The following is a 13,622-nucleotide window of genomic DNA, read 5'->3' as shown; positions in this document are numbered from 1 at the left end:
GTTGGTAGTTTTAGGCAAGCTTTTGCGAGTTATTGGGCTTTTTTTATGTTTGTTTTGCTACTAATATGCACTCATTGGAATTTAGCTTAGCTAGTAACTAAGCATTCTATTTAGTATTTAACCGTCACCTAGGAGCAAAATAATGAAATTTAGCTACGTAAATCCAACTCTTATTCAATTCGGTCAGCAACAAATTGCGGCACTATCTGATTTGATCGCAAAAGATCAAAAAGTACTTGTAGTGTACGGCGGCGGTTCAATTAAAAAGAACGGCGTGTACGACCAAGTTGCAGCAGCACTTGAAGGCTTTGACTGGGTTGAGTTTTCGGGCGTTGGCGCTAACCCAACAATTGAAGTGCTAGACCAAGCAGTAAAAATTTGTAAAGAACAAGATATCGACTTCGTATTAGGCGTAGGCGGCGGTTCAGTGATCGACGGCGTTAAATACATTGCCGCATCAGCCGTTTATGATGGCGAAGGTTGGGATATTCCTACTGGTAAGCATACTATTACTAGTGCATTACCAATCGGTGCAATATTAACATTGCCTGCAACGGGTTCTGAATCTAACCAAAACTCAGTTGTGAGCAAAGAAGCAACGAAGCAAAAACTACCGTTTGCATCACCAGAAGTACTTCCTAAATTTGCGATTATGGACCCTGATGTAATGAAAACATTACCGCAGCGCCAACTTGTGAATGGTTTAGTAGATGCATGGGTTCACACCTGTGAGCAGTACCTAACATTCCCTGAAACAGCATTAGTTCAAGAAGGTTACGCTGAAGCACTTTTAAGAACGCTTAAAACTTTAGGCAATAACTTTGAAAACCAAGATGACGCATGGCGTGCAAACCTTATGTGGGCTGCTAACCAAGCGCTTAATGGTTTAATTGGTTCTGGTGTATCGCAAGATTGGGCAACACACATGATTGGTCACGAGCTTACAGCGGCTTACGGTGTTGATCATGCACGTTCACTTGCTATTGTTCAGCCTTCTTTATTACGTAACCAATTTGCAGTTAAAAAAGCAAAGCTTGAGCAAATGGGTAAAAACGTATTTGGTCTTGAGCAATCTGAAGACTTAGCAGAGAAAACAATTGCAGCAATTGAAGCGTTTTACCACAGCCTTGACGTAGCGACCCAGCTTACTGAACATGGCGATGATAAAGCCGCTGCTATTGACAATATTATTGGCAAACTTGATGCTCACGGCATGGTTGCTCTTGGTGAAAACCAAGCTATTACGCTTAAAGAAAGCCGCGAAATTTTAGAGCAAGCGGTTGCTTAATTTTCAAAGCTAAGCGCTTACTTAAATATACTAAGTAATACGTTAATAAAAAACCGTCAACCTTTGGGTTGGCGGTTTTTTTATGGATTATTATAAATACTGCGTTGCTAATTAACCAATAAATTTCGTATTAATGTTTTTTAATGATGATAGTAAACTGTGCTCAACGGTTAGGAAAAACCTAACGATTAAATAAATTTAAACAGGACTAAAACTCATGAAATTACTAAACACATTACTTAGCTCAAAAGCAGGCGTAGCAGCATTAATTTTACGAGTACCAGTTGGCCTTATTTTAGCGGCGCATGGTGCACAAAAGCTATTTGCTTGGTTTGGCGGTTACGGGCTTGAAGGTACAGGCCAATGGATGGCGAGTATTGGTTTAGAGCCTGGCTATTGGTTAGCAATGATGGCAGGTAGCGCTGAGTTTTTTGGTGGCATTGCATTAGCAATTGGTTTGTTAACTCGCCCAGCTGCTGTAGTTGCCGGCTTTACTATGCTGATTGCTATTTTTAGCGTACATATTAGTAATGGCTTATTTATGGCAAACAATGGCTATGAATACGCATTAACTTTACTAGTAGTAACTGTAGTTTTAGCAATTCAAGGAGCGGGAAGCTTTTCTCTTGATAACGTATTAGCTAAAAAGCTCGCTAATAAATAGAGTGTGTTAATTAAAAAATAGCGGCCAATTTGGCCGCTATTTTTGTTTAAATTATTCAGCAGATAATGTTAAAGAATAACTGTACTGCTTTTGCTCAAGTAAATATTCTTTATGGGTACTTGGGCTCCATGAATCATCGCCACCAACCCCCATATGTTGATGATCAATGTGTACATGTACGCAATCATCAGCAATGAGTTCGTTAGTGTGTTTCGCTTGCGTTAACATACTTTGCGAATACTCACTGGCGGCAAATAAAAACGCACCGGTTACGGTTAAATTATTAATACTCAGTAATTGGCAATCACTACGCACGCCGTTATCGGTTGGGAAAATATACGGGGTATGTAGCTCATTTAAACTCAAGCTGTAATAACCTAAACGTGCTGCGGCTTTGCGATCTGGGTAGTTTTCAAAAGGCCCTAAACCACGCCAGTTTACTTTTGTATCGCTTTGCTTGTTAAGCGTTGTACTTAGCCCTATACGCGGCATTGGCGGCAGAGTATCGTTTAGTTGCACATCAATATTTAAGCTAATATTGCCGGTATTATTTAGTGTATATAGCCACTGTGTTTGAGCTTGTAGCACGCCATTAAACTCATAATTAAATACACATGTAATACGTATATCAACACTTGATTGCACTGCGTGAATTGAGCTACATGTGCGCTGCCATTGCCCTATACCTGCACGTAACCAACGTGCCTCCCATGCATTAGGGTCTAGGTTATCTACTTCGCTTACGCCTATGTCGTTATCAAGCGGGGCGCGATAAAAGTTATCAACCAGTGGGCTACTAATAACCTGAGTATCGTTTTGTAACCACTGCTCTATAAGCCCTGATTGCTTGCTAAAAACAAGTTTAAATTTATCGTTTTCAATACTTAGTTGAGAGTCGGTTTCGTTAACACTTATAGCGCTTTGCTTTGTAGTTGATGTAAATGATTCACTGTTTAAACTATTACTATTTATAAGCTTAAACTGCTCGGTGTTTAATACATGTTCGGCACTTGCAAAGCTACAATCGTTAATTAGTGCTACATCTAAATTAAGTTGGTATTGCGCACATTGCTCAAACGTTGTTTTAGTTTTAATTGTTAACGTGTGTGTGCTTTGCGGAGCAATATTAAGTACATGCTCGCCTTGCTCAACACAGATGCCATTTTGCATTAACTGCCAAACCAGCTTTTCGTTATCTGTGTGTCTAAATACGTAATCGCTAAATACATCAATAGTGTATTGATTTTTAGTTTGCTCACGCAATGTAAATTGTAAATGCTGTTGGCTGTATTTAGCTTCAAACAGGCTAGGGTGCGGCGTGCGGTCTGGGAATAATAAGCCATTTATACAAAATTGGCGGTCATTTAGTTCGTCACCAAAATCGCCACCGTAAGCCCAATAATGCTCACCGTTTTCGTCAGTTTTAGATAAACCTTGGTCTACCCAATCCCAAATAAAGCCACCTTGTAGGCGAGGATATTCTCTAAATGCTTGCCAGTAATCGTCAAAGCTACCTAGGCTGTTACCCATTGCATGGGCGTACTCACATAAAATAAGCGGGCGCGTTTCACCCGGTAGGCTTAGCCATTTTTTTATTGAATATTTTGGTACGGCGTCATCGGCAACATGTGTATCTACCCGGGCATACATAGGGCAAATAATGTCGGTTGCTGTGGTATTTGCGCCGCCACCTTCGTATTGTACTGGGCGAGAAGGGTCAAAGCTTTTTGACCATCCGTACATAGCATCGTGGTTGGCGCCGTGTCCGCATTCGTTACCTAATGACCAAATAATAATAGAGGCGTGGTTTTTATCGCGCTCAACCATTTGTGTATAGCGCGACATAAATGCACCAGCCCACTGCGGATCGCTGGCAAGCCTACCCATTGGGAACATGCCATGGGTTTCTATGTTTGCTTCGTCCACTACGTATAAACCTAGCTCGTCGCACAGCTCGTAAAAACGCGGGTGGTTAGGATAGTGAGCAGTACGTACAGCATTAAAGTTATTTTGCTTCATCAGCTTAATATCTTCAATCATGTCGGCGGTGCTTACTGTGTGGCCGTTTTCTGGGTGGTGTTCGTGGCGGTTAACACCGCGAATAAGTAGCGGTTTGCCGTTTAAGCAAAGCTGCCCGTTAAGCATTTCCACTTTTCTAAAACCAATGTTATAGGCTTCAACATCTACTGTGTTGCCTTGCTCATCTAGCAGGCTTACAACGCAGCGGTATAAGTATGGGGTTTCGGCGGTCCACTTTTTAGGGCTTTGTATATCAATTGTTTGAAATACAACATCGCTCCAGCCGCCTTTTTCATCAACGCGTTTATTGTTAGTGCTTTGTATGTGTGGCTCACACAATGCTTGCTCATTATCAAAAACCTGTACTGCTACTTGGTAGTTATTTGGCGCATTTATCGCAGTTTTTATATGTAGCGTTGCATCGCGATAGCAAGCGTCTAAATCGGGGGTTATAAACACATCACGTATTTGGTTTTGTGGTTTTGTAAGTAAGTTAACATCGCGAAAAATACCGCTTAGCCACCACATGTCCTGATCTTCTAAATAACTGCCATCGCTCCAGCGAATAACCATAACGGCAATACGGTTGGTGCCTACTACTAACAGTTCGCTTAAATCAAACTCGCTTGGCAAGCGGCTATCTTGCGAATAACCCACCCATTGACCGTTACACCAAAGGTGAAACGCCGAGTTTACGCCTTCAAAAATAATATGGTTTCGTTGCGCTAATTGATCCGCCGTAATAGTAAACTCAGTGCGGTAGCAACCTGTTGGGTTATCGCTTGGTACAAATGGCGGGTTAACTGCAAATGGGTATTTAACATTACAGTAAATAGGTTTATCAAAGCCGTGTAATTGCCAGTTAGAAGGCACTGTAATATTTTGCCAGTCGCTGTTTAGTGTTTCACTTAGCAGTGATTCATCAACCGCTTCGGGTTTATCGAATAATTTAAAATCCCATTGGCCGTTTAAACTTTGTTTTTGTGATTGTGTGTTAGTACGGGCATGGTCAACGCTTTTAAATCCATTAAGTGGGCTGTGCGCTTTTACTTGATTAACTTGCACCGAAATTGGGTTTTCCCAATCACGGCGGTTAATTATGTGCTGTAGTGAGTTCATTCGTGTCCTATTGCATGTATGGCAATTATAGTGGCTTAAATATAGCTAAAATAATGCGTTGAGGTTATGCTTAAAGCTCTCTTTTATTTGTCCAAAACTATCATTTTAAATTATGCACAACACTATTGTAGATGTACTCGATATTGGCCCAGAGTGTACAGAGCGGTTTATTGATTTAACCACGCTTTCGCAAATGCCAAACCTTGAAATAGAGCTGGCAGGTTGCTCTAATTTATTGGGTGACTATTGTGTTGCACGTACTAACCCGCTTGAACACACTCTTTTTTATACTTTGGCTGGTCAGGGCACACTTAAAACAGTTAAAAACCAATACTCATTAACTGAAAATAGCTTAGCTATATTGCCTGCAAGGCAAAGTTTTGAGGTTAAAATAGCAAGCGAAAAGTGGGATGTGATTTGGCTAAACCTTGCAAACACTAAACGTTGGCAACATTTAAATTTAGCACAGGCTAAGGTATTAACTAATCAGCAATTAGCGCCATTACATTTAGCTATGGAGCTTTTATATAGCGAAAGTAACGCTACTTTGCGCGAAGGTGTTATGCCTATTTTAAGTCATTATTTAAACACTACGTTGCAAAGCGAGCCGCAAATAGGTGGTCAAAACAGATTAACCAGCTTGTTTTTAGAGGTAGAAGAGCGCTTACAGTTTGATTGGACTATAGAGGTTATGTGCGAGCACGTGCATTACTCAGCACCGCATTTACATAGGTTATGCCAAGCTCAATTTGGTAAAAGCCCTATGCAGCAGCTTATTTATTTACGCATTAAACGAGCTAAAAGCTTACTACTAAATACCCGCTGGCCTGTTGCCCATATTGCCGCTTACGTGGGGTATCCTAATATATTTAATTTTTCTAAACGGTTTAAAAAATCAGTGGGTGTATCACCAAGTGAATTTAGAAAATAACGTAAGCGGCTCTCTACATTTGAATAAATTTAAGGTATTGTGCGATCTCTTAAATTGCATTTTAGAGTTTTTAGGTAGGTAATGCGCTCAAACTACTTTTTAGTCGTGATACTTTTAGTGCTTGTGCACAGCTTTATTAGCTGTGATGCGGCGGCGTATCATCTGCAAGAAGAAGTTGATCACGTTACGCATGTTCATTCTCAAACAAATGCAAACGATGAAGATGCGCAATCACCTACTGAAATACATGCCCATCAGCATTGCCACTGTGGTTACTACAGTACGCTAAATCACTCTATAAGCCCTGAGCAAAGCCAAGCTACACTGCCTGCGTGCTATAGCGGTTTAAACTATCCACCAGATGTTCCGCCACCAAATTTTTATAGCTAGTTTTTAATTTTAAACACTTTGTAAATAACTGCCTGCGCCTGTGCGCTATAAGGCTAGTTATGTACATATTTAGGTTGCTTAATTGCGCTTGTTTTTAAAATAGGCGTAGTGATTAAGTCAACTCTGTTTGTTAAAAAACGGACATGCTATATGAATAAAAAACCACTTATGCTGGTGGCGCTACTGTGCGCATTACCAGCAATGAGCGTTTTGGCAAAAAATGAGCCTCAAAACGTATTAACGCTAAAGCAAGCGCTTAAAAATACCGAGCAGCAAAATGCTGAGCTTAAACGCTACCCGTATCATCAAAAAATATTAACGGCGCTTAAAACCCAAGCTGCGCTTTCACCTAATCCTGAGCTGAGTTTTGAAGCTGAAAACTTTTTAGGAACCCATGGCTCCCATGCGTTTTCGGGGGCGCAGTACACGCTGGCTTTAAGTCAATTAATAGAGCTGGGTGATAAACGCCAAAACCGCATTAACTACGCCACGGCAAATATAAAAGTGCAAACAATTGAGTATAAAAATACTCGGTTAGCACTTTTAGCAACCACCGCTGAGCGCTATTACCAAATACTTAAATTTCAGGCGTTAATTGCTTTAAATAGTGAGCGTAAAAACATCGTTAAGCAGGCACTTAACGCAATTGAAAAACGCGCTAAAGCGGGTGCAGCCTCAAGTGCTGATGTAACCCGCATGCGTTATGCATTAAGCCAAGTAGATTTAAATACGCTGATGCTAAATAGCGAATTTGAGCGTGCGCGCTTAGCTCTAACCGAGCTTTGGCAAGAGCCGCAAGTGAGTGATTACTATGCTGGCGATTTATCACAAATAGCTGCTATTAAAAGTGAAGCAGCGCTACTTGATGCGGTAAATACAGCACCTGAATTTGCACTGCTACAACAGCAATATATGCAGCAAACGGCTAATTTGTCGCTGCAACACTCAAGCGGGCAAAGCGATTTAACCCTGGGTGGTGGCGTGCGATATAACCAGCAAACTGATGCCAGCTCGTTGGTGTTTTCTTTTTCAATGCCGCTGCAATTAAGCAATTCTAATAGCGGTAATATTGAGGCTGCAAAGCATCAACTTACGCTACTTAATGAGCAACAAGGGCAATTACGTATTCAGCTACGCCAGCAAATACGCACTTTGTATGCGTATTACCAAGGTAAAACTGCGCAGGCACAGCTATTAACACAGCAAGTTATTCCACAAGCACAAACGCTTATAAAACAAAGTTTAAAAAGCTATCAACAAGGGCAAATATCGATATTGCAATTGCTAGACGCACAGCAAGCTCTATTTGATTCTAAACGCGCACTTATCAACATCCATAGCGAGCTATATCAAGTACTGCTTACCCTTGAGCGTTTAACTGGCCAACCTTTAATTGAGACTCATCAATCATGAATAACACTCTTATCGCATTATTTATAACGCAATTATTTACACTCCCATTTTTAAGTAGCACGGCTATGGCATCTGATAGCCATCACGAAGAAGGCCACAAAGACGAACACACACAAAAAGGCCCACACGGCGGATTTTTACTAACCAATAACGCGCTTGATTTAGAGCTTAAGCTAACCCAGTTTGCAGGTAATGCCGAGCTGCGAATATATGGGTTTAATAACGATAAAGCTGTGGATATAAATCAGTTAGACGTAACCATAAATGTGCAGCGTTTAAGTGAAGAGCCACAACTTATTCGTTTTAAAGCTGAAGATGACTATTTAGTAAGTACCGTGAGCGTAAACGAGCCGCACTCGTTTAAGCTTGATGTAATGGCACGCTATAAAGGCGTTGAAATAAATTATCATTATGAGCAAGAAGAAGGGCGCACAACGCTAAGCTCCCAAGCAATTGAACGCGCAGGAATTAAAACCGAGATAGCAAAAGTAGGTAGCGTTGAACTAACAGATACTCTATTTGGTGTTATAGCACCCACCGCGCACGGCACCGTTGAAGTAATGGCGCCTTATACCGGCTTAGTTAACGATATTTTTGTAAGCATTGGTCAAAACGTTAAAAAAGGCGATAAGCTTGCCAGTATAACCAACCGCGAAACACTGCAAAATTACACCATAAAAAGCCCAATTACAGGCGTTATTACCGAGCAATATTTAAAGCGCGGTGAGCTTGCCAATAGCGCATTAATGCAAATAGTAAACCTTGAAACCGTATGGGTCGAGCTCTCGGCTTTTCCTGAAAATATTGAAAAGCTCGCCTTAGGACAAAGCGCAAAAGTGTACGATTTACATCATCATTTAAATGCGCAAGGTGAGGTGTTTTACATAGCCCCTATGATGAGCGGCGGGCATATTGCGCGTGCGCGAATCGAGCTTACAAACCCTGATGGTCATTGGCGTCCTGGTATGCATGTTAATAGCGACATTAGTACTGCAAAAGTAGATGCTGCAGTGCGAGTAAAGGCTACAGCTGTGCAGGAATTTAACGGCAAACCTAGTGTGTTTATTAAAAGCGGCAATGTATTTGAAGTACGCCCTGTAAAGCTTGGTGCTAAAAACAGCGAGTGGGTAGAGGTACTTGAGGGGCTTTCGCCAAATAGTGAGTACGTAACGCAAAACAGTTATGTAATTAAAGCCGATATTTTAAAAAGCGGCGCAAGCCACTCACACTAGGAGGCAGCATGATTGATTGGATAGTTTCTTTTGCGGTTAAACGCCGCATGATGGTGCTTGCGCTCACGCTTTTATTTGCTGGGTTTGGTGTATACAACACACAAAATTTAGCCGTTGATGCCGTACCCGATATAACTAATGTGCAAGTACAAATAAATACAAAAGCGCCTGGGTTTACCCCGCTTGAAGCAGAGCAGCGTATAACCTATTTAATTGAAACCGCTATGGCGGGCATACCAAAGCTTGATTACACTCGTTCTATTTCGCGTTATGGGCTTTCGCAAGTTACCGTTATTTTTAACGAAGGCACTGATATTTACTGGGCGCGCCAGCAAATATCAGAGCGCATTCAAAGTATTCGATCAGATTTACCAGCCAATATTGAACCAAACTTAGGGCCAATTGCCAGCGGGTTAGGGGAGATTTTTACTTATTCTGTGCATGCAAATAACGGTGCATTAAAAGATGATGGCACGCCATTTAACGCAGAAGACTTACGTACCCTGCAAGATTGGGTTATTCGCCCGCAACTATTAAAAGTAAAAGGGGTTACCGAAATAAACAGCCAAGGGGGTTTTGAGCGCCAATATCAAGTAGCGCCCATGCCTGAAAAACTATTGGCTTATAAGCTCACACTAAGTGATGTTATTACCGCGCTTAAATTAAATAACAGTAACCAAGGCGCAGGATTTATAGAGCGTTTTGACGGGCAATATTTAGTGCGATCACCAGGGCAATTAAAAACCATTGATGATATAGCCAATACCGTAGTTGCTAAGCGCGATGATGCACCAGTACGGATTAAAGATGTAGCAAATGTGCGTTTAGGTAAAGAGCTCAGAACCGGCGCTGCTACTTATAACGGCAAAGAGACTGTGCTTGGCACCGCCATGATGCTAATTGGCGAAAACAGCCGCGTAGTGGCAAAAGCCATGGCTGATAAACTCAAAGACGTACAGCTAAGCTTGCCTAAAGGTGTTGTGGTAGAAGCAGTTTATGACCGTACAACCCTTGTTGATAAAACCATAGAAACCGTAAAAACCAACCTATTTGAAGGTGCTGTATTAGTGGTGGTGATTTTACTGTTATTGCTGGGCAACGTAACCGGCGCGCTTATTACGGCAATGGTTATTCCGCTTAGCATGTTATTTGCCGTTACCGGTATGGTAGGTAATCGCGTATCGGGTAACCTAATGAGTTTAGGCGCAATCGACTTTGGTTTAATTGTTGATGGCGCTGTAATAGTAGTTGAAAACTGTTTAAGGCAATTAGGCCTTGCGCAGCATAAACATGGCCGGCTACTTACATTAAATGAGCGTTTAAGTGTTGTAACCGCCGCTACTAAAGAAGTGTTTAGTCCTGCGGTATTTGGCATTTTAATTATTATGCTGGTGTATTTGCCGCTGTTTGCACTTAGTGGGGTTGAGGGAAAAATGTTTCAGCCAATGGCATTTACGGTTGTAGCCGCACTAGTTGGCGCACTTATTTTTGCTGTTACCTTTGTACCTGCCGCTATTGCGGTATTTGTGCGAGGAAAAGTAAGCGAGAGCGAAAATGCCGTTATGCGCGGTATTAAAAAAGGCTACAAACCACTGCTTGGTTTATCGCTTAAGTTGCCGTGGGTAATGTTAAGCATTGCTGCTGTGCTTGTAATTGCACTTGGCTTTAAAGTTAAAAATATGGGCGCTGAATTTTTACCGCAGCTTGATGAAGGCGATATAGCCATGCACGCACTGCGCATTACCGGCACCGGTATTGAACAATCGGTAAAAATGCAAAAAGAGCTAGAGCAAGCAATTTTAGACATACCTGAAGTTGAAAAAGTATTTTCAAAAATTGGCACTCCAGATGTAGCAAACGATCCTATGCCACCTAACGTTGCCGATACCTTTTTAATGCTAAAGCCGCGCGAACAATGGCCTAATCCTGCTTTAAGTAAAGAAGAACTGGTTAAGCAAATTCGCCATTTAGTAAATGAAGTACCAGGTAATAATTATGAGTTTACGCAACCTATAGAAATGCGTTTTAACGAGTTAATAGCAGGCGTGCGCGCCGACGTTGCGGTGCGTATTTATGGCGATGATTTATCAACATTAAAACAGTATGGCGAAAAAGCCACAGCCTTGGTGCAAAACATTACTGGCGCAACTGATGTACGCCTTGAGCAAATACAAGGTTTGCCTACACTTTCGGTAACGCCGCTTCGCGATCATATGGCGCTGTTAGGTTTAACAGTAACCGATATACAGCAAAGTGTAAGTGCTGCGGTAGGCGGTGTACAAACCGGGCTTATTTACGAAGGTGATAAACGCTTTTCGTTATTAGTGCGTTTAGATGAGCGCTGGTCAAGCGATGCATCACAGCTTGCGCGTTTGCCAGTGGCGGTGCCCAAAAGTGCCAACCCAGACCTTGCATTTGTACCGCTTGGGGAAGTTGCAAATATTAGTATTGATAAAGGGCCTAATCAAATAAACCGTGAAAGCGGTAAGCGTAATGTAGTTGTTACTGCAAACGTAGAAGGGCGTGATTTAGCAAGCTTTGTAAGTGATGCACAAGCCGCTTTAAATTCAGATCTTAATTTACCAAGTGGTTATTGGATTGAATACGGCGGCACATTTGAGCAATTAGAATCGGCAAGTAAGCGGTTATCGCTGGTGGTGCCAGTTACTTTATTGCTTATATTTGGCCTGCTTTACAGTGCGTTTAATTCACTTCGTGATTCGTTAATTATATTTAGCGGCGTACCACTTGCACTGACCGGTGGTGTGCTTGCGTTACTATTACGCGATATGCCGTTATCAATATCGGCAGGCGTGGGGTTTATAGCGCTAAGTGGTGTAGCGGTATTAAATGGTGTGGTTATGCTGTCGTTTATTAAACAATTAAGAGCCGATGGGCTCAGTTTAATCGATGCGATACAAACAGGTGCACTTTCGCGCCTGCGCCCAGTACTCATGACCGCTTTAGTGGCAAGTTTAGGATTTATTCCTATGGCGCTAAATACTGGCACCGGCGCTGAGCTACAAAGGCCATTGGCAACGGTTGTGGTTGGAGGGATTATTTCATCAACCTTACTTACGCTATTAATATTGCCTGCACTTTATAAATTAGTGCATGCAAAGTTTAATAGGCATCAAGCAGCTTAGCCAGTTGAAGCTCAATACATAACGTAAAAAGCAGCTGAAATTTCAGCTGCTTTTTGTTATTAAGTAAACTTTGCAGGTTAATTATATTGAAACAAGTTATCCCAGCGCTCATCCAAAATAGTTTTTGCGTGTTCCAAATTTATTGCGCTATACACATCATTAGTGCACGTTACTAAGCGCATACGCTCCAACTTTTCAAGAGCATCGCTAATTTCAAAATCAAGATCGCACTGGTATTTGCTTTTAAACCAATGCTCTATTTGTTCATCAAGCGTTTGGGCGGTTAAGCCGTTTTCTGATTTTAGTAAAAACGTATACGCAAGCAGGGCTTCTTTTATATCTTCTTCTTCGGCGGCGTCTATAAGGGTGTGAAAAACACCGGCGTTGTTATCGAGATTTTTAAAGTAGAGGTTATCGCTAAGCGCTTTCATAAATTTAATTTTACGGTTTTTAAACTTACTCCACTCTTTAAAAATAAAGCTGCCAAATACTCCCATGCCAATAGCAAAGGTAATAAAGTGTTGTTGCGTCATTTCGACAGCTTCACTTCTAAAGCCACCCCAAAAAGCAAACAGAGCAAGCAATAATAAAATTGATGCACCAAGCTTAGTTATAAGTACCACCGCACCGCCAATTAAAGCCGATGAGCCAATAATTGCTTTATCAATAGGGCGCATGCGTACTTCGCTATTAGGAAATAGCATTTCGAGATCGGCTTTTGGCACATTTTGAAACAGCTTAACTATGGTCGAACTTGGCTCAAACCCTAAAGGCATTTTATTTTTAGCTTCAAAATAAGCGCTGTCTTTAAAGCGAATAAACACGGCTACTCGGTCGTAATTAGTAAAGTGCAGCGGTTTTTTACGAAGGCCCCAAAAGCTGGTTATGGTTTCAGTGAGTTGCGACTCGCCGCGGCGATAAAAAACCACTTCTTCAAAGTCATCAAATTCAACTTCAAGGCGCACTTTAAATAGTGACTCTTCGTTTAATGCATCTTGTAAGTCTTCATTGGTGATCACTTCAAAGTTAGCTGCATTAAGTACCTTAGCAAAATCTTTAGCAAAATCTCGTTGGCACTGCGCTTTTTGATCCTCCGATACTGGAGCTAATGATCGCGTGTCACTGTTGGGATCAAACGGTGCGTAGTTGTTTTTAAGTGACTCAAGTGTTGAGTGGTAATCGTAATGAATAAGGCTTGCTAGTAAATCACAAAATTGTTTAAACGATGCTTTTTGTGTACTGCTTTTAAGCTCTTCGCTACACATATCGACAATATCTTGTTTTCTAAAGGGAATAAAACGCGCACTTTGCATAAGTTTTTAACTGCTTTGGTAGGTATTTAACTGCATTGACACATAATAAAATATTCTTATGGATATTACTAATTTGTTAATGCAGTAGGACCTGATAAATTTACTAC

General features: G+C 41.4%; 9 protein-coding genes. 7 read left to right on the top strand and 2 right to left on the bottom strand.

Going from position 1 to position 13,622, the window contains the following annotated elements:
- Nucleotides 1–142 precede the first annotated feature (142 nt).
- Together I6E69_RS12695 and I6E69_RS12690 are read left to right on the top strand one after the other, a co-directional pair.
- Nucleotides 143–1,288 (top strand): iron-containing alcohol dehydrogenase, encoded by a 1,146-nt coding sequence (locus I6E69_RS12695; protein ID WP_197121375.1) that lies wholly within the window; start codon nt 143–145, stop codon nt 1,286–1,288.
- 217 nt (nt 1,289–1,505) lie between these two features.
- Entirely contained in the window at nt 1,506–1,952 is a 447-nt protein-coding gene (locus I6E69_RS12690) for a DoxX family protein (RefSeq protein WP_039490309.1), read from the top strand.
- A gap of 51 nt (nt 1,953–2,003) precedes the next feature.
- Here the strand turns inward: I6E69_RS12690 and I6E69_RS12685 are convergent, their stop codons facing one another.
- Nucleotides 2,004–5,090 (bottom strand): beta-galactosidase, encoded by a 3,087-nt coding sequence (locus I6E69_RS12685; protein WP_197121374.1) that lies wholly within the window; start codon nt 5,088–5,090, stop codon nt 2,004–2,006.
- A gap of 112 nt (nt 5,091–5,202) precedes the next feature.
- Between I6E69_RS12685 and I6E69_RS12680 the strand changes: the two genes are divergently transcribed.
- The 5 genes from I6E69_RS12680 (at nt 5,203) to I6E69_RS12660 (ending at nt 12,202) form a co-directional block, all read left to right on the top strand.
- Nucleotides 5,203–6,021 carry an AraC family transcriptional regulator gene (locus tag I6E69_RS12680; protein ID WP_197121373.1) on the top strand — a complete coding sequence of 273 codons (819 nt, stop codon included), beginning with the start codon at nt 5,203–5,205 and terminating at the stop codon, nt 6,019–6,021.
- A gap of 81 nt (nt 6,022–6,102) precedes the next feature.
- On the top strand, nt 6,103–6,411 hold the full coding sequence (locus tag I6E69_RS12675) for a hypothetical protein (RefSeq protein ID WP_039490315.1): 309 nt from the start codon (nt 6,103–6,105) through the stop codon (nt 6,409–6,411).
- A gap of 150 nt (nt 6,412–6,561) precedes the next feature.
- On the top strand, nt 6,562–7,824 hold the full coding sequence (locus I6E69_RS12670; protein ID WP_197121372.1) for a TolC family protein: 1,263 nt from the start codon (nt 6,562–6,564) through the stop codon (nt 7,822–7,824).
- Entirely contained in the window at nt 7,821–9,056 is a 1,236-nt protein-coding gene (locus I6E69_RS12665) for an efflux RND transporter periplasmic adaptor subunit (RefSeq protein WP_197121371.1), read from the top strand. Before I6E69_RS12670 ends, I6E69_RS12665 begins: the two co-directional genes overlap by 4 nt.
- A gap of 8 nt (nt 9,057–9,064) precedes the next feature.
- Nucleotides 9,065–12,202 carry an efflux RND transporter permease subunit gene (locus I6E69_RS12660; RefSeq protein ID WP_197121370.1) on the top strand — a complete coding sequence of 1,046 codons (3,138 nt, stop codon included), beginning with the start codon at nt 9,065–9,067 and terminating at the stop codon, nt 12,200–12,202.
- A gap of 77 nt (nt 12,203–12,279) precedes the next feature.
- Here I6E69_RS12660 and I6E69_RS12655 read toward each other — a convergent pair whose 3' ends face one another.
- The gene (locus tag I6E69_RS12655) at nt 12,280–13,515 is read right to left on the bottom strand and encodes a TMEM143 family protein (RefSeq protein WP_002961546.1); all 1,236 of its coding nucleotides are present in this window, start codon (nt 13,513–13,515) and stop codon (nt 12,280–12,282) included.
- Between the last annotated feature and the right edge of the window lie 107 nt (nt 13,516–13,622).

It is taken from the genome of Pseudoalteromonas sp. NZS100, from assembly GCF_015864815.1.
Taxonomy (GTDB): domain Bacteria; phylum Pseudomonadota; class Gammaproteobacteria; order Enterobacterales; family Alteromonadaceae; genus Pseudoalteromonas; species Pseudoalteromonas distincta.
This window is presented reverse-complemented; position numbering and strand designations above follow the sequence as displayed.